Genomic DNA, 15,644 nt, shown 5'->3' on the forward strand with positions numbered 1-15,644 from the left:
CGGGCGACGCGACAGGAGACGACAGTGGACGATCGCCCGGGGCAACAGCACGTCGCTGCGGCACACGAACCAGAGCAGGCGGAATCGGGTCGCTGGCGAGATGCGGGCGAGCGCATCGAAGCCCTGCTCGAAGCCAGTGCCGTCGGCGGCACAGTAGCGCGCGAACGCGCCGAGCAATTGGTGCGTGAGGTCGCGGATCTGTACGGCGCCGCGCTGGCACGCGTAGTGCAGCTGGTCGACGGCCCCGCCGTCGACCGGCTGGCGCGTGACGACCTGGTGGCCAGCCTGCTCCTCGTGCACGGCCTGCATCCGCACGACCTGCACACGAGAGTGCTGACCGCGCTGGACAGTGTGCGGCCCTACCTCGGGTCGCACGGCGGGGATGTGGAGTTGCTCGGTGTCGCCGACGGGGTGGTGCGGCTCGAATTCGCGGGCAGTTGCCGCAGCTGCCCGTCGTCGTCGGTCACGCTCGAGCTGGCGGTGGAGGACGCGGTGCGTGCGGCCGCACCGGAGATCGAGCGCATAGAAGTTGTTGCCGCGCAACAGGAGTCGGCGTCGAGTCTGATCTCGGCAGACTCGTTGTTCGCCCGGGTGCACGCGCCCGAATCACAGTCGGGCAGTTGGATCGCCGTGCCAGAGCTCGCGCAGCTGCAGCCGGGCGAGGTCGGTGGGTTCGCCGTCGGCGGGCTGCCGATCTTGGCCTGTCGGATCGGTGACGGTGTGTTCGCCTACCGGGACCATTGTCCCGCGTGTGGGAAATCGCTGGCGGGCGCGGCATTGGAGCGCCGGGTCGGGTTCCCGGTCGGCGACGCGGTACTGCGGTGCCCGACCTGCCTCGCCCATTTCGATGTCGTGCACGCGGGCGCCCGAGTCGACGGTGACGGGCACCTCGATCCGCTGCCCGTGCTGGTGCGCTCCGGTGAGTTGTCGGTGGCGGTGCCGGTGGGGGTGCACGGGTGACGACACCATTCCATGTCCTGCAGCGCATCACCGCCGACCGGAAACCGGCGGTGCGTGCGGGCGAGCGGTGTGAAATGTGTGCCGAGCCGATCGCCGATGCCCATCAGCACGTGGTGGATATCGAAGGCAGACAGTTGATGTGCGTCTGCCGAGGCTGCTATCTGCTGTTCACCGCGCAGAACGCCGCACTGCGGTATCGGGCGGTGCCCGACCGCTACCTGTTCTTCCCCGACTTCACCATCAGCCAGGGTGAGTGGGACGCGCTCGAGATCCCGGTGGGCCTGGCGTTCTTCTTCCGCAATTCCGAGCTCGGCAAGACCGTCGCGTTCTATCCCGGTCCGGCGGGAGCGACGGAATCGGAACTGCCACTGGAACAGTGGCGCTCGGTGCTGGAGCGACATCCGGAACTCGACGTGCTCGCCGCCGATGTCGAGGCATTACTGATTCGCGTGCCCGAGCGCGGCACCACCGACGCCGTATGCCTGCTGCTGCCGATCGACGCGTGCTACGAATTCGTCGGCCGGATGCGGATGCTGTGGCGCGGTTTCGATGGCGGCCAGGATGTTCGCCGCTATATGGACGAATTCTTCACCGAGATGTCGGCCCGTGCACGGCCAGGTGGTGTGCGATGAGCCCCGTCTACTCGACGACCTTCGCTGTCCTCGGGATCAAGCCGGAGCCCTACGCGGTGGCGCCGATCCTGTCGGCGCGCGTCGGCATCGCCGCGCTCGGCGAAGACCCGGTGCATGCGATCGCACTGCGAGCGCAGGTACGCATCGAGCCGTACCGCCGTGCCTATACCGACGAGGAGAGCGCAGGTCTGGCCGACCTGTTCGGTCCGCGTGAGCGGTGGAAGGACACGCAGCGCTCGTTTCTCTGGATGCATTGCGCCACCATGATTCCCGGATTCAATGGCGGCACCGAGGTAGACATGCCGATGCCGTGCACCTACGACTTCGAGGTGACTGGGTCCAAGTATCTGCACGCGCTGCGCGGCGGCACCGTCCCATTGATCTTTCTGTTCAGCGGCACCGTCTTCTTCAAGGGGCAGACCGGTTTCGCCGTCCAGCAGATTCCGTGGGATCGCGAGGACAAGTTCGATATGCCGGTGTCGGTCTGGCACGACCTCGTGGCCGCGCACTTCCCGAACTCCGGCTGGGTGCGGTTGAGCAAGGACACCCTCGACGCCCTCGCCGCGTACAAGTCCGGCCACGGCATGCTCGGCTTCGACGACACGGTCACACACCTGTTGGCTTCCTCGACCGAGGAGATCCCATGAGCGCCACCGTATCTCCCGGCGCGGCGCGGGCCAGAGCGGTCGCCGATGCGGTGCTCTACGAGGGCTATCTGCTCTACCCCTATCGCGCGAATTCGAGCAAGAATCGGTCCCGCTGGCAGTTCGGTGTGCTGGGGCCCGAGGGCGCGGCGCAGGCGGGTCTCGGCGAGGAGTCGAGCCTGTCGGCGCAATGTCTGCTCGCCGCAGGCGATGCGGCATCGATCACGCTGACCGTCCGTTTTCTACAGTTGCAACATCGCCTGGCGGTGGACGCCGACGGTCACTCGGTCGACGAACTAGTGGTCGGCGCGCGGTCTTGGATCGCGTGGGACGAAGCCGTCGAGCGTGAACTGACCTTCGGCCCGCTTCCGGCCACCGATACGGCCCAGCCGGTGCACGTTCCCGGTGGCTTCGATGTCGAGGAGATCGCCGACGCCGAGGGCCGGACGGCGGGCCGATTGGTGCGCACCCGGCTGCCGGTGGAAGGCCGGCTGGCGATGTCGGTGCAGCGCGACGAGGGTTACCTGCGTCTCACGGTCGAGGTCCGGAATGCCGGCCCGGCAGCGACCGACAAGGACGATGCCATCGCGCGCTCCCTGATCGGCGCCCACGTCATCGCCGAAGTCGATGGCGCGCGGTTCCTTTCGCTGCTCGAACCGCCCTCGGACGCGACCGACGCCATCGCACGCTGCCACCAGCACCGCTGTTTTCCGGTGCTGGCGGGCCCGCCCGATGACGACAGCCTGCTGTTGATCTCCCCGATCATTCTCTACGACCACCCCGAGATCGCCGAGCAGAGCGAGGGACCGCTGTTCGATTCCACCGAGATCGACGAGATCCTCACCTTGCGCGTGATGACGATGACCGACCAGGAGAAAGCGCAGGCCCGGGCCACCGATGTGCGCGCGGCGCAGATCATCGATCGCTGTGACGGCATGACTCCGGAGGCGATGCAGCTGCTGCACGGTGTGCTGCGAAACCCACACCTTGGCCGACCGGATCCCGGTCCGCTGGACTTCAGCGAGTCGGGCTCGACGCCGCCGCGGCTGGTGCCGGAAATCCCAGAGGGCGTCGACTGGTGGGATCCATTGGCGGACAATGCCGTTGCGCCGGAATCGGACGCGGTCTCGGTTCAGGGTGTTCGCGTGAGCCGAGGCAGCCTGGTCAGGCTGCATCCGTCACGGCGCGCAGACGCCCAGGATTTGTTCTTCGACGGCAAGCTCGCACGCGTCACCTCGGTGCATGAAGACGTCGACGGTCAGGCCCATGTCGGGGTTGTCATCGCGGACGACCCAGCCGCCGATCTGCACGAATGGTACGGCCGCTACCTGTATTTCGCACCGGAGGAAATCGAACCACTCAGCAGCCCCGAGAACGGAAAGGAAGGTCCGCCATGGAAACGGTCGGATTGATCGCGACAGGAGTCGTCGCGCTGATAGTAGTGGGCGGTCTCTACCTCGGTGTCCGGTCGATACCGGACCTCAGGCGCTATTTCAAGATTCGGCACATGTAGCCGACGCCGAAGCGCACCGGGAAAGGAGCGAGCAGACGGTCAAGGTACTGGTCGCCGGGATCGGCAATATCTTCCTCGGCGACGACGGATTCGGACCGGAGGTGGTGCGGCGGTTGCCGCCGCACCCCGAAAGTGCCGTGCGCGTGGTCGACTACGGCATCCGTGGCATGCACCTCGCCTACGACCTGCTCGACGAGTGGGACGCGCTGGTGCTGATCGACGCCGTGCCGAATCGCGGCACTCCGGGTGCGCTCGTGGTCTTTCACGCGGAGCCCGATCCGGCGAGCGCGGCGCAATTGGACGCCCATGCCATGAATCCGGATGCCGTGTTCGCGGGTGTGCGAGCGCTCGGTGGGACAGTGCCGCCGACGGTCGTCGTCGGCTGCCAGATCGAGTCCGTTGCGGAGGGAATCGGCCTGACCGGGCCGGTCGCCGCGGCGGTGGACGCGGCGGTGGACGCCGTCGATCGGGTCGTCGCGGACCTGCTGAGCACACGACAGGAGGTGTGAACGATGTGCCTCGGTATCCCGGGCCGAGTCGTCGAGATTCTCGACGGCTACCACAACCAGATCGCGCTGGTGGATGTCTCCGGCGAGAAGCGGAAGGTGAATATCGGCCTCCTCGAGGATGATCCGGCGCAACCCGGCGACTGGGTGATCATTCACATGGGCTTCGCGGTCGAGAAGACCGACGAGGCAGGCGCGGCGCAGGCGTTGGACGGGCTTCGCCTGCTGGGTAGCGGTGACGAGCCGTGACCGGCGCGCGAGCCCGGCGGCGGCTGATCATCCGCGGCGTGGTGCAGGGTGTCGGATTCCGTCCGTTCGTCTACACCACAGCGGCCGAACTGGCGCTGTCCGGCAGCGTGTCGAACAACAGTTCCGGTGTGATAGTCGAGGTCGAAGGCGCGCCAGCGGATCTGGACGAGTTCACGCGCCGGGTTCGACATCGTCCCCCGCCGCTGGCCGTAGTCGAATCGGTGCACGAGGTCGCTGTCGCGGTGCGCGGTGGCACCGGATTCCACATCGCGGACACCACCCGGGAAGGCGGCGGACGCACCCTGGCTTCGCCCGATGTCGCGATGTGCGCGGACTGCGCTCGCGAACTGCGCGATCCACATGACCGCCGCTACCGCCATCCCTTCATCAACTGCACCAACTGCGGACCACGGTTCACCATCATCGCCGGTCTGCCCTATGACCGCGCACAAACCTCGATGGCCGATTTCGCGATGTGCGAGCGCTGCGCTCGCGAATACGCCGACCCGGCCGACCGGCGTTTCCACGCCCAGCCGATCGCGTGCCCCGACTGCGGCCCGACTCTCGACTATGTCGACAGGGACATGAATGCACCTGTGCCACACATCGTCTCGGCCGATCTGCGCTGCCGTGCCGACGACCCGTTGGCCGCCGCGAGGGAACTGCTGCGCACGGGCGGGATTCTGGCGGTGAAGGGTATCGGCGGCTACCACCTCGCCTGCGATGCCGGAAACGAGGCCGCGGTGGCCGAGTTGCGCAGGAGAAAGCGCCGCGGCGACAAGCCTTTCGCCGTCATGGTCGCGGATCTGGCCGCGGCGCGCTCGATCGTCCATGTCGACGAGACCGGTGCCGCCCTGCTGACCTGTCCGCAACAACCGATCGTGCTGTTGGCCCGCGGCGACCGCGCGCTCGCCGATTCCGTCGCGCCGCGCAACCCTGATCTCGGCGTCATGCTCGCCTACACCCCGCTGCACGTGCTGCTGTTCGGTCTGCCGGGCGATCCACCCGGCCCACAGGCGCTGGTGATGACCTCGGGCAACCTCGGCGGCGAGCCGATCTGCTACGACGACGCCGATGCGCGCGAGCGGCTCGCCGATCTCGCCGACGGCTGGCTCTCGCACAACCGCCGCATCCTCGTACCGTGCGACGACTCGGTGGTGCGTCTGGTCGACGGGATCGAACTCCCGATCCGGCGCTCGCGTGGCTATGCGCCGATGCCGTTGGCGCTACCGGTCCCCGTGCCGCCCACCGTGGCGGTGGGTGGCGACCTCAAGAACACCTGTGCGGTGGCCGATGGCCGCTACGCGTGGCTCAGCCAGCACATCGGGGATATGGACGACCTGGCGACCCTGCGCGCGTTCGGCGCTGCCGAACAGCATCTGGAGGACCTCACCGGCGTCCGCCCGACGCAGCTGGCGGTCGATGCGCACCCGCTCTACCGATCCACCGCGTGGGCGCGGCAGCACGCGGGCGGCCGGCCCATCCGGACGGTCCAGCATCACCACGCCCACATCGCCGCGGTGATGGGCGAGCACGGGCTCGGCGAATCGGCGACGGTCGTCGGTCTTGCCTTCGACGGGACGGGGTTCGGTCCCGACGGGGCGGTCTGGGGCGGTGAGGTGCTGCTCGCCGGTTACAAAGGCTTCCGGCGACTCGCGCACCTGAAATACGTGCCGCTGGCCGGTGGCGATGCGAGTGTGCGTCGGCCGTACCGGATGGCGCTGGCGCACCTGCGGGCGGCGGGCATCGAGTGGTCGCCGTCGATCGCGTCGGTCGCGGCATGTCCGGTGAACGAAAGAGGTGTGCTGTCTCATCAATTCGAGACGGGCCTCGGCTGTGTGCCGACCTCGAGCATGGGGCGGCTGTTCGACGCCGTGTCATCGCTGGCCGGCGTGCGCCACGTCGCCGATTATGAAGCGCAGGCCGCGATCGAGCTGGAAGGCATGTCTCGGGCCGGCGCTCCCGACGCCGGCGAGACCTATCGGTTCGCGCTGGATTACGACGTCGAACCCGTCGTGATCGACTCGGCGCCGGTAATCGCTGCCGTGGTCGCCGACTCGACGCGCGGCGTCGCACCCGCTGTGATCGGTGCGCGATTCCACCGGGCCGTCGCGCGCCTTGTCCTCGAACTGGCGCTCGCCTATGCGAGCGAATCGACGACCGTCGCCCTGTCGGGCGGGGTCTTCCAGAATGCCCTGTTGTTGTCGCAGTCGCGAACATTGTTGCGGGGAAATGGATTCCACGTCCTCTGTCATCGTCGGCTGCCGCCGAATGATGGTGGTCTCGCGTTCGGGCAGATACTCGCCGCGGGCGCGGGCTGAGCGAAAGGAGAGCCGACGATGTGCCTGGCAGTCCCAGGAAAGGTGCTCAGCCTTCAGGAGCGCGACGGCACGCTGATGTCCGTCGTCGACTTCGGCGGCGTGCACAAAGATGTGTGCCTGCAATACATCCCGGACGCGGCTGTCGGTGACTACGTGGTCGTCCACGTGGGCTTCGCCATCCAGCGCCTCGACGAGGAGTCCGCGCTGCGGACCTTGGCCGAATTCGAGCACCTCGGCGTGCTGAACGAGGAATTCGGCGACGGTTTCGCGCTGGCCGCCAGACAAGCCGGCCTCGCCGACCCCACGGCCGAAGAGACCGAACCAACAGAGCCGCAACACGACACAGAGGTGGCGCCATGAAGTATCTCGACGAGTTCAGCAATCCGGAGCTGGCCAAGCACCTGCTCGACAAGATCCGCGAGGTCACCACACAACGCTGGGCCATTATGGAAGTCTGTGGCGGCCAGACCCATTCGATCATCCGGCACGGTATCGACCAGCTGCTTCCTGATCAGATCGAGATGATCCACGGACCGGGCTGCCCGGTCTGCGTGACCCCGCTCGAGGTGATCGACAAGGCATTGGCTATCGCCGCACGACCCGGTGTGATCTTCTGTTCGTTCGGTGACATGCTGCGCGTGCCCGGCAGCAAGAAGGACCTCTTCCACGTCAAGAGCGAGGGTGGCGACGTCCGAGTGGTCTATTCACCGCTGGACGCGCTCAATATCGCCAGGGAGAACCCGGATCGCCAGGTGGTGTTCTTCGGTATCGGATTCGAGACAACCGCGCCTGCCAACGCCATGACCGTCTATCAGGCGAAGCGGCTCGGCATCGAGAACTTCTCGCTGCTCGTCTCGCATGTGCTGGTGCCACCCGCGATCGCCGCGATCATGGAGTCACCGAGCTGTCGAGTGCAGGGGTTCCTCGCGGCCGGGCACGTGTGCAGCGTGATGGGCACCGAGGAATATCCGCCGCTGGCCGAGAAGTATCGGGTGCCGATGGTAGTCACCGGCTTCGAGCCGCTCGACATCCTGGAGGGCATCCGCCGCACCGTGATTCAGCTCGAGGAAGGCAGACACGAACTGGAGAACGCGTATCCCCGCGCCGTGATGGCCCAGGGCAATACCGCCGCGAAAGCGATGCTGCGGGATGTCTTCGACGTCACCGACCGTGCCTGGCGTGGCATCGGGGTGATACCGCAGAGCGGGTGGCGGCTCTCGGAACGATACCGCGACTATGACGCCGAGCAGCGGTTCTCGGTGGGCGACCTGCATACCGCGGAATCGTCGATCTGCCGCTCCGGCGAGGTGCTGCAGGGCCTTATCAAACCGCACGAGTGCGCCGCATTCGGCAAGGAGTGCACACCGCGAAACCCGTTGGGCGCCACGATGGTGTCCTCGGAGGGCGCGTGCGCCGCCTACTACCTCTACCGGCGCCTCGATCAACCCGCGGAGGTGGCTCATGCCTGACCACATCGGAATGCCCTCGCCGGCTCCGACGATCGACATGGAGAACTGGGTGTGCCCGATGCCCCTGCGGGACTCACCGAACATTGTGATGGGGCACGGCGGCGGGGGCGCGATGTCGGGCGAGTTGATCGAGCATCTCTTCCTGCCCGCGTTCGGGTCTGCCGCCGAGGCGGGCATGGGCGACTCCGCGGTGATCACCCTCGGCGGCGCCCGGCTGGCCTTCTCGACGGATTCATTCGTGGTGAAGCCTCTGGTGTTTCCTGGCGGTTCGATCGGCGAGCTCGCCGTCAACGGCACCGTCAACGACCTCGCGATGGCCGGCGCGCGGCCGATGGTGCTCTCGACCGCGTTCATCCTGGAGGAGGGCACCGCACTCGCCGATATCGCGCACATCGCCAAGGCATTGGGCACGGCGGCGCTCGCTGCCGGGGTCACGCTCGTCACCGGTGACACCAAGGTGGTCGATGCCGGGCACGGCGACGGCATCTTCATCAATACCGCGGGGATCGGCATCGTCGACGAAGGCGTCGATATCCGGCCGCAGCGTGCCGCACCGGGCGATGTCGTGCTCGTCAGCGGTGACATCGGTGTGCACGGGGTTGCGGTGATGAGCTGTCGCGAAGGGCTCGAATTCGGGACCACCGTGGTCAGTGACACCGCGCCACTCAACGGTCTGGTCGCGGCGATGCTCGCGACCGGCGCGGATGTGCACGTGCTGCGCGACCCCACCCGCGGCGGTGTGGCGGCGACGCTCAATGAGATCGCGAGTGTGGCGAAAGTCGGTGTCTCACTGGATGAACGGAATCTGCCCGTGCCCGCCGAGGTGCGCGACGCCTGCGGCCTGCTCGGATTGGACCCGATGTACGTCGCCAACGAGGGCAAGCTGATCGCCTTCGTCGCACCGCGGGACGCGGATCGGGTGCTGGCAGCGATGCGCGATCATCCGCTCGGCGCGCGGGCGGAAGCGATCGGGGTGTGCGTCGCGGAGCATCCGGGCATGGTGGTCGCGCGTACCGCATTGGGGGGAACCAGGGTGGTCGCCCTGCCTGCCGGAGAGCAGTTACCGCGGATTTGTTGAGAGAGACGGCGATTCGCCGCTGGAGAGTTAGCGAGGTCCACACCATCGTTTCGATCGCCTGCTATCAGAAGGCGCTGCGGCCTGCGTGGATCGCAATGCCACCTGGGCAGTGGGCCGCCATTGCCGGAATGGTCGCCGCCGTCCTCACTCTGCACATCGTCGGCTGGGCCACGTTGTTCGTCCTTGTCGTCCCGAACAACTCGGTGGCGGTCGCTCTGTTGATCGGTGCGCAGGAAGTGATTTCGATACTCACCGAGAAGCTCGATATCACCACGGGGCCGCTGGCCTGTGTCGGGACTCTCGATCTCGGTGCGTTGGGTTTCCTCATAGTCGGACTGTTCGCGCTCACCTGGATCGTTGCCTTTGCGGTGTGGCGCATCGGCGATGGCGGGCATCGCTGGCAGTCCGACCTGGCCGGGAAGCCGCAGCGGTGATGGACGCCCGCGGTACGGACATGTTCGCGCGATACACCTACGCGCCCAACCGGCTCGGCTACTGCGGCCCTGAGGAGGCGGCGGCATTGCGGGGCGGCTCCGGTGCCGAGATTCGGGCGGTCGCCACCCGTTTTTCCGGCGTGTGGCCCTACCTGCGGGTGATGTCCCGGCTGACCGGGATCGACGATCCGCTGGACCATCGCCTCGTCGAATCCTATTGGCACGGTGGTGGAATCGGCGCTCATCTCGACGCAGGGGCCTTCATGACCGAACTGCTTTCGGTGATCGGCCCGGTGGCAGGAGCCTACTGGGCGCACCTCACCCCGGAACTGGCCGAGGAAGCCGCTGCCAACCATTGCTTCCATGTGTTCGGTGTGTACCCGTGGTCGCGACTGTTGGGCAGGGGGATGGACGAGCTTCCGGTGAGCGTCCTCGACAATTGCCGGATCAATTGGGGGACAGTCGTTTCCCGTGACAGAACCGGCGTCGCATTGCGCTGTCGCACACTGGTGTGGAACGGGCAGACGCTCGAGCTGTCCACGCCGTCGATACTGCGCGCGGACATCTGGTCAGATGGATACAGCTCGGTGCCGGACGTCGAGGTCGGCGACGAAGTCGGCGTGCACTGGGGTCGCCTGTGCGGTCGTCTCGCACCGGAGCAGGCTCGGGATCTGGCGGCCAGTACCGCCCGCCAGCTGAAGGTCACCAATCTTCGGCTCGCCGAGTCCGCTCAGCGCGCACAATCAACGGGAAATCTCTGAACCCTCACATGTTTTCGGCGTTGTGGAAGGCCGACCGGTAGGCGTTCGGGCTGGTGCCGACTATGCGCTTGAAGCGGTCGCGAAAGGCCGTCGGCGAGCCGAACCCGACCTGGCCCGCGATCCGGTCTACCGGGTGTGTGGTGGCCTCCAACAGGTATTGGGCATGGCGGACGCGCGTGCGGTGCAGCCACTGCAACGGTGTGGTGCCGGTCTGTTCGCGGAAGTGGCGATTGAGGGTGCGGGTGCTCATGCCTGCGCGGAGGGCGATGTCGTCGAGGGTGAGCTCCCGCGCCGCGTTGTCCTCCATCCAATGCAACACCGGCTCCAGAACCGAGCCGCGCGGTGCGGGCGGGTTGTCCCGGACGATGTATTGGGCTTGTCCGCCTTCACGTTCCAGCGGCATGACCGAGAGACGGGCCGCGTCGGCGGCCACCGCGGAGCCGTGATCGCGGCGAATGAGATGTAGGCACAGGTCGATTCCGGCCGAAGCTCCCGCAGAGGTCAGAATGTGGCCATTGTCCACGTAGAGCACATTCGGATCGACCTCGATCAGCGGATAGCGAGCGGCGAGTAGTTCGGCGGCGAGCCAATGTGTGGTGGCGCGCCGTCCGTCGAGTAGCCCGGTGGCGGCGAGAATGAACGCGCCCGAGCAGATCGATGCGATGCGGGTGCCGTTGTGCGCAGCGAGTTTCAGTGCGTCGATGACCTCGGTCGCTACCGGGGCGGCCGGATCGGAGCAGCCGGGCAGGATGATCGTGTCGGCGCCGGTGAGCGCTTCCAAGCCCCAGCGCGCCTGGAGTGTGAATGCGCCCGCGTCGACTGTCCGCGTCGCACCGCAGACGCGGACCCGGTAGGGCGTGCGTCCGTCGGGCAGTCGGATGCGGGTGAACACCTCGATCGGTGTGGACAGGTCGAAGGGGATGACCTTGTCCAGCGCCAGGACGGCGACGGTATGCATGGCTACAAACTAGGCCTGACCACAATTCCTGCCAAGCATTCCGGCCTGGGGTTGCCCTGAAAGAAGGAGTTCAGCTAGTTGGCGAGAATCCGTTGGAATATGGCAATCCAGCCGATTCCGATGATCGCGCGCACTGGCTACCGTCGGCGGGAAGCGTCAACGGAGAGGAACGAATGCCCATGCTCGTGTCGTCAGGGGTCATCGCGTCGTGACCAAGTTTTTGCTCTCGGTCCATGTCCTCGCCGCGATCATCGCGGTCGGCCCGGTCACGGTCGCGGCCAGTATGTTCCCCGCCTTCGCGCGTCGCGCCGTAGCCGAACCCGTTGCCGGACAACCCATTGTGGTGCTGCGGACCTTGCATCGCATCTGCCGGGTGTACGCGGCCGTCGGGATCGTTGTCCCGGTGTTCGGATTCGCCACCGCGATCAGCCTCGGCGTGCTGGGGGATAGGTGGTTGATGGTCTCGATCGTCCTGACCGCCGCTGCGGCGGGGGTCCTTGCCCTGATGGTGCTTCCTGACCAGGCGAAGATTCTCACCGGACTCACCGGGATGCCGCATCCCAACGCACCGGCGCGCGCCGTGATCAGTCAATTGGCGATGTACACCGGAACATTCAACCTGCTGTGGGCGACTGTGACCGTCCTGATGATCATTCGTCCGGGGTCCACAACCGCGGCTTGAGGTGGGATTGCTCCCCTTCCCGCGAATCAGCCGAATAATGCTGTATGGCACTGATATTCGTTATCCACGGGCGCCTTGCTGATCGGCGAACCGGACGCTCGCGTGAGCGCCCGGTCTTCCGCATCGGCGGCATTCGCCAGGTGAGCGATTGCCTGCCTATAGTCGGAGCGTTAGCGGATCAAGCTGCTACCGAGGCTGAGCACGCTGCTGCCCGCACCGAGGATCAGACCCAGGATTCCTTGAATATCCATTGCTCACTCTTCTTTTCGGGGGATCCGCGCTGAGATCGTGGATCCCGGTAGGTGAAGCGACATCAGCGGACCGGTTCGCCACATACCGACGAGCTCGATCCGTGGGCCTCAGCGTCGCGGCCGTCACAGTGCGGACGACGTGGGAGGACCGTAGCCAAGGAATCACATAGCGGCTTGCGCAGAACTTCCCACGGCTGAAGACTTGGAGCCGGGGGGCGGATGGACGACACCTGCGAAGCCACCCTTGGTGATGTCATAGGTGCGTTCGGCCACCTGGTCACTGGAATTGCCTTCGATTGTGGTGATCATGTTGCCGTTACGGGCGACCACGAGGCCGATGTGCCCCTGGTCGCCCCAGATGAGGAGGTCGCCCGCGCCTGCGGTGGATATGGGGCCTGTCGTTACGCGGCCCATGCCGTTCTGCGCCTCGATGCCGCCCTGAGCCTGGGACCAAATGGACGACACCAAGTTCGGGTTGTTCCAGTCCACGTCGATGTCTCCCTTCCCCCACGCCCAGGTGGCGAAGGCCGCACACCACGCGTCGTTGATGTTGTACTCCGCGTCGACGACGTTGTTTCCATTGGTTTCGCGGACGCCCCGCTTGAGTTCGCCCCATGCGGCTTTGACTGCGTTGCCGACGCCGTCCGTTGGATTGGCGGGCACGTACTCGCCGTTGCTGTGCGGTTGGGCGAGCGCGGTCGGGCGCGGACCGTAGGAGGGTGCAGCGTAGGAGGGAAAGCCCGGGGGGATCGAGCGGTGAATTCGGTCCGCTTCCGTCTGAATATCATCGACCGCCATCGCGATCTCGTCGTGTACGGAGCTGAGGGTGCCGAATAACTGGTCGAGAATGTATCTGAACGTAGTGGCTGAGATGATCGGCGATGGCTCCTTGGGGCCGTCGGAGCTGCGGAGGTTGTTCTCGAGATCGCGAACCTTCGTCATGACCGAGTTGAATGTCGTGCTGGACTTATCGAACGTGGCGAAGGCGGAGGCGTCGACGCTCGTGTTCTGCGCATGCAGGCGTTTCTTGATGTCGTCGACCTTGGTGATTTTCTGTTCGTAGTCATCTGCCAGTGTCGAGGTGGGTTTGCCGTCTGCGGATTTGGCGAGGATGTCCACTTTGCGAAGACTGTCCATCGCGTCCGGCTGCGTGCCCGGCGTGCCTGCGGCAAGGTTGAGGACGCTGGCCTGCAGGTTCTCGTCGATGAAGTTGACGAGCAAGACGAGCGGGGGAGGCCATCCAGGAAGTTCGTTCGGCAGGTCGACTTCGAAAACGTCCGGGATTGTTTCTTCGGGTCTGTACGCGATTGTGGGTCCCGGGCTCATCGGGGCACCTGGCCGTCGACGGTCAGCGGGGCACCCACCCGTGGGTATACCAACAGCGGCATCCGTTACCTCACTCGGTTACGACCCATCCGGCCGTGCACGGCCGACCTTGCGAAACACCTTCGATTATCGGGCATTCCCGACATTGGTAAGCCCGAGTGCGAGATGTGTCCGATCGGTCGCAGGTAGCCGCCGAGATCTGCGCTTCTAGAGACTGAAGGCGATCGTGCGCAGAACCAGCGCGACGACGAACACCGCCGTGAACGCCAGATCGATCGACAATCCACCCGCCCGCACCGGGCGCAGCACCTTGCGCACCGGTGCGATCACCGGCTCGGTCCAGTTTCGGGTCAGGGTGTGGGCCCGGTTCGTCCAGGAGGGGGCATCGGCAAGTACACCCACCCAGTCCAACACCATCCTGGCGAGCAGCAGGAGTACGAACGCCGTCAACGCGTACCCGATCAGCAATCCGATGAGGGTCATCACGACTCCTTGGTAGTGGCCGTATCGGCCGTCCTGCTGGTATCAACGCGACCGGTGCGGTCCAAGGTGCCACAATCGCGAAGTTCTCAGCGGACTATCAGGTCTGACCAGGGAGGGGTGACGGTGTGAACGCACCTATGGTGGGTGGATGAGTACATCGTCTGGCTCGTTGGTGATGGTCGCCGAGGATATGGAATCGGTGACGACGGTAGGGAACGAGGACGATCCGGCAACCGCCGGGCTGACTCGAGGTGACGTCGAGTCGCTGTGGGCGTCGGTGCGGGCGTGGTATCGGTTGGGGACGACACCCGCGATCCAGGTGTGTCTGCGACGCAACGAGAAAGTCGTGTTGAACCGGGCCATCGGACACGGCTGGGGGAACGCGCCCGCGGACGGGCCCGGCGCGGCAAAAGTGCTCGTCACGCCGGAAACGCCGTTCTGTGGGTTCTCCACAGCGAAGGGTGTGTCGGCGGCACTGATGTTCATGCTCATCGAGCAGGGCGCATTCGCATTGAACGATCCAGTGTGCCAATACATTCCGGAGTTCGCCGCCAATGGCAAGGCGGCCATCACGATCGGTGACGTCCTGTCCCATTCGGCGGGCGTCCCCTTCGTCACGCCGCCGTACAAGGGCATGGAGTTGGTGGTCGACGAGGAGTTGGCGGTGCGGGGCCTGGCCGATCTCGTCCCGAGCTGGCCGCCGGGGCGGTTCCGGGTCTATCACGCGTTGACCAGTGGTCTCATCCAACGGCTGCTGGTCCAGCGGGCGACAGGAAAACGGATGCGTGAGCATTTGGCCGAGCAGGTGCTCGACCCGCTCGGCTTCCGGTGGACGAACTTCGGTGTGGCCCCCGAGGATGTCGACAAGGTGGTCCCCAGCGTGAAGACCGGGCCGCGGGCGTCCCGTTTGTCGACCTTCCTGGCGCGCAAAGCGCTCGGTGGCGGGATGAACGGTCGGGTGTCCGACGCTGCGACGCGGGCCTTACTCACCGCGGAGCTTCCCTCTGGCAATCTCGTCACGACGGCGTTCGAGTTGTCGCGGTTCTATGAAATCCTCACGCGCGGTGGCGAACTGGATGGCATCAGGATCATCGAACCAGATACATTGCGGCAGGCGGTGCAACCGGCGAAGTGGATGCCGGGCCTGGCCGGCGCGGTGAGCCGGGCGGGCTTCGAACTGGGCGGGCGGCGGTCGAAGTTCGGCCGCCACACCGAATCTCATTTCGGGCGTAGCGGATTGACGACCCAATACGGCTGGGCCGATCCGGCCCGCGGGCTGTCGGGGGCGATTCTGACCAGTGGCAAGGCGACGGACCCTGCTGCGTCATGTGCTGCCGAATGCGGCGGGACCGCTGATCGTGGTCACCACCATCTGGC

General features: G+C 66.0%; 18 protein-coding genes. 15 read left to right on the plus strand and 3 right to left on the minus strand.

From position 1 onward, the window contains the following. The first annotated feature begins 24 nt into the window (after nt 1-24). The 13 genes from ACFU4Z_RS19405 (at nt 25) to ACFU4Z_RS19465 (ending at nt 10,567) form a co-directional block, all read left to right on the plus strand. Nucleotides 25-960 carry a NifU family protein gene (locus ACFU4Z_RS19405; RefSeq protein ID WP_379064793.1) on the plus strand — a complete coding sequence of 312 codons (936 nt, stop codon included), beginning with the start codon at nt 25-27 and terminating at the stop codon, nt 958-960. After that, nucleotides 957-1,592 carry a DUF5947 family protein gene (locus tag ACFU4Z_RS19410; RefSeq protein WP_379064795.1) on the plus strand — a complete coding sequence of 212 codons (636 nt, stop codon included), beginning with the start codon at nt 957-959 and terminating at the stop codon, nt 1,590-1,592. The genes ACFU4Z_RS19405 and ACFU4Z_RS19410 overlap by 4 nt, the downstream gene beginning before the upstream one ends. After that, entirely contained in the window at nt 1,589-2,239 is a 651-nt protein-coding gene (locus ACFU4Z_RS19415) for a DUF6084 family protein (protein WP_379064797.1), read from the plus strand. Before ACFU4Z_RS19410 ends, ACFU4Z_RS19415 begins: the two co-directional genes overlap by 4 nt. Further along, the gene (locus ACFU4Z_RS19420; RefSeq protein WP_379064799.1) at nt 2,236-3,648 is read left to right on the plus strand and encodes a hypothetical protein; all 1,413 of its coding nucleotides are present in this window, start codon (nt 2,236-2,238) and stop codon (nt 3,646-3,648) included. Before ACFU4Z_RS19415 ends, ACFU4Z_RS19420 begins: the two co-directional genes overlap by 4 nt. Then, the gene (locus ACFU4Z_RS19425) at nt 3,630-3,749 is read left to right on the plus strand and encodes a DUF6893 family small protein (RefSeq protein ID WP_379064801.1); all 120 of its coding nucleotides are present in this window, start codon (nt 3,630-3,632) and stop codon (nt 3,747-3,749) included. The genes ACFU4Z_RS19420 and ACFU4Z_RS19425 overlap by 19 nt, the downstream gene beginning before the upstream one ends. A 47-nt stretch (nt 3,750-3,796) precedes the next feature. Continuing rightward, the gene (locus ACFU4Z_RS19430; protein WP_379064846.1) at nt 3,797-4,258 is read left to right on the plus strand and encodes a hydrogenase maturation protease; all 462 of its coding nucleotides are present in this window, start codon (nt 3,797-3,799) and stop codon (nt 4,256-4,258) included. A 3-nt stretch (nt 4,259-4,261) separates the two neighbouring features. Further along, nucleotides 4,262-4,504 carry a HypC/HybG/HupF family hydrogenase formation chaperone gene (locus ACFU4Z_RS19435; RefSeq protein ID WP_379064803.1) on the plus strand — a complete coding sequence of 81 codons (243 nt, stop codon included), beginning with the start codon at nt 4,262-4,264 and terminating at the stop codon, nt 4,502-4,504. After that, nucleotides 4,501-6,825, plus strand: a complete 2,325-nt coding sequence (gene hypF, locus ACFU4Z_RS19440) for a carbamoyltransferase HypF (RefSeq protein ID WP_379064805.1) — start codon at nt 4,501-4,503, stop codon at nt 6,823-6,825. The genes ACFU4Z_RS19435 and hypF overlap by 4 nt, the downstream gene beginning before the upstream one ends. Nucleotides 6,826-6,843: 18 nt before the next feature. Then, complete coding sequence (locus ACFU4Z_RS19445; RefSeq protein ID WP_379064807.1) at nt 6,844-7,185, plus strand: HypC/HybG/HupF family hydrogenase formation chaperone; 342 nt, start codon at nt 6,844-6,846, stop codon at nt 7,183-7,185. Further along, entirely contained in the window at nt 7,182-8,294 is a 1,113-nt protein-coding gene (gene hypD, locus ACFU4Z_RS19450; RefSeq protein WP_379064809.1) for a hydrogenase formation protein HypD, read from the plus strand. The genes ACFU4Z_RS19445 and hypD overlap by 4 nt, the downstream gene beginning before the upstream one ends. Then, a complete protein-coding gene (hypE, locus tag ACFU4Z_RS19455) occupies nt 8,287-9,372 on the plus strand; it encodes a hydrogenase expression/formation protein HypE (protein ID WP_379064811.1) in 1,086 nt (361 codons plus the stop codon). The genes hypD and hypE overlap by 8 nt, the downstream gene beginning before the upstream one ends. Nucleotides 9,373-9,467: 95 nt before the next feature. Further along, nucleotides 9,468-9,806: a hypothetical protein gene (locus tag ACFU4Z_RS19460; protein ID WP_379064813.1), complete on the plus strand. Its 339-nt coding sequence runs from the start codon at nt 9,468-9,470 to the stop codon at nt 9,804-9,806. Continuing rightward, nucleotides 9,806-10,567: a DUF6390 family protein gene (locus ACFU4Z_RS19465; protein WP_379064815.1), complete on the plus strand. Its 762-nt coding sequence runs from the start codon at nt 9,806-9,808 to the stop codon at nt 10,565-10,567. The genes ACFU4Z_RS19460 and ACFU4Z_RS19465 overlap by 1 nt, the downstream gene beginning before the upstream one ends. Nucleotides 10,568-10,571: 4 nt before the next feature. Here the strand turns inward: ACFU4Z_RS19465 and ACFU4Z_RS19470 are convergent, their stop codons facing one another. Then, entirely contained in the window at nt 10,572-11,525 is a 954-nt protein-coding gene (locus tag ACFU4Z_RS19470) for a GlxA family transcriptional regulator (RefSeq protein WP_379064817.1), read from the minus strand. A 208-nt stretch (nt 11,526-11,733) separates the two neighbouring features. On the opposite strand from ACFU4Z_RS19470, the gene ACFU4Z_RS19475 reads away from it, so the two are divergent. Further along, nucleotides 11,734-12,207 carry a hypothetical protein gene (locus ACFU4Z_RS19475; protein WP_379064819.1) on the plus strand — a complete coding sequence of 158 codons (474 nt, stop codon included), beginning with the start codon at nt 11,734-11,736 and terminating at the stop codon, nt 12,205-12,207. Nucleotides 12,208-12,620: 413 nt separating this feature from the next. On the opposite strand, the gene ACFU4Z_RS19480 is transcribed toward ACFU4Z_RS19475, so the two are convergent. Both ACFU4Z_RS19480 and ACFU4Z_RS19485 read right to left on the minus strand, forming a co-directional pair. Then, on the minus strand, nt 12,621-13,784 hold the full coding sequence (locus ACFU4Z_RS19480; protein WP_379064821.1) for a CHAP domain-containing protein: 1,164 nt from the start codon (nt 13,782-13,784) through the stop codon (nt 12,621-12,623). A 207-nt stretch (nt 13,785-13,991) separates the two neighbouring features. Continuing rightward, nucleotides 13,992-14,267, minus strand: a complete 276-nt coding sequence (locus ACFU4Z_RS19485) for a YggT family protein (protein ID WP_379064824.1) — start codon at nt 14,265-14,267, stop codon at nt 13,992-13,994. Between the two features lie 148 nt (nt 14,268-14,415). On the opposite strand from ACFU4Z_RS19485, the gene ACFU4Z_RS19490 reads away from it, so the two are divergent. Beyond that, the coding region (locus ACFU4Z_RS19490) for a serine hydrolase (RefSeq protein WP_379064826.1) at nt 14,416-15,644 on the plus strand (1,229 nt) is incomplete at its 3' end.

It is taken from the genome of Nocardia sp. NPDC057440 (assembly GCF_042802915.1).
Lineage (GTDB): Bacteria > Actinomycetota > Actinomycetes > Mycobacteriales > Mycobacteriaceae > Nocardia.

Bases quoted from the DNA above. Each gene is read 5' to 3' on its own strand.
- ACFU4Z_RS19425 (WP_379064801.1), top strand. From the start codon at position 3,630: ATGGAAACGGTCGGATTGATCGCGACAGGAGTCGTCGCGCTGATAGTA.
- ACFU4Z_RS19480 (WP_379064821.1), bottom strand. From the start codon at position 13,784: ATGAGCCCGGGACCCACAATCGCGTACAGACCCGAAGAAACAATCCCG.
- ACFU4Z_RS19470 (WP_379064817.1), bottom strand. From the start codon at position 11,525: ATGCATACCGTCGCCGTCCTGGCGCTGGACAAGGTCATCCCCTTCGAC.
- ACFU4Z_RS19445 (WP_379064807.1), top strand. From the start codon at position 6,844: ATGTGCCTGGCAGTCCCAGGAAAGGTGCTCAGCCTTCAGGAGCGCGAC.
- ACFU4Z_RS19415 (WP_379064797.1), top strand. From the start codon at position 1,589: ATGAGCCCCGTCTACTCGACGACCTTCGCTGTCCTCGGGATCAAGCCG.
- ACFU4Z_RS19420 (WP_379064799.1), top strand. From the start codon at position 2,236: ATGAGCGCCACCGTATCTCCCGGCGCGGCGCGGGCCAGAGCGGTCGCC.
- hypE (WP_379064811.1), top strand. From the start codon at position 8,287: ATGCCTGACCACATCGGAATGCCCTCGCCGGCTCCGACGATCGACATG.
- ACFU4Z_RS19485 (WP_379064824.1), bottom strand. From the start codon at position 14,267: ATGACCCTCATCGGATTGCTGATCGGGTACGCGTTGACGGCGTTCGTA.
- ACFU4Z_RS19460 (WP_379064813.1), top strand. From the start codon at position 9,468: ATGCCACCTGGGCAGTGGGCCGCCATTGCCGGAATGGTCGCCGCCGTC.
- hypD (WP_379064809.1), top strand. From the start codon at position 7,182: ATGAAGTATCTCGACGAGTTCAGCAATCCGGAGCTGGCCAAGCACCTG.
- ACFU4Z_RS19435 (WP_379064803.1), top strand. From the start codon at position 4,262: ATGTGCCTCGGTATCCCGGGCCGAGTCGTCGAGATTCTCGACGGCTAC.
- ACFU4Z_RS19465 (WP_379064815.1), top strand. From the start codon at position 9,806: ATGGACGCCCGCGGTACGGACATGTTCGCGCGATACACCTACGCGCCC.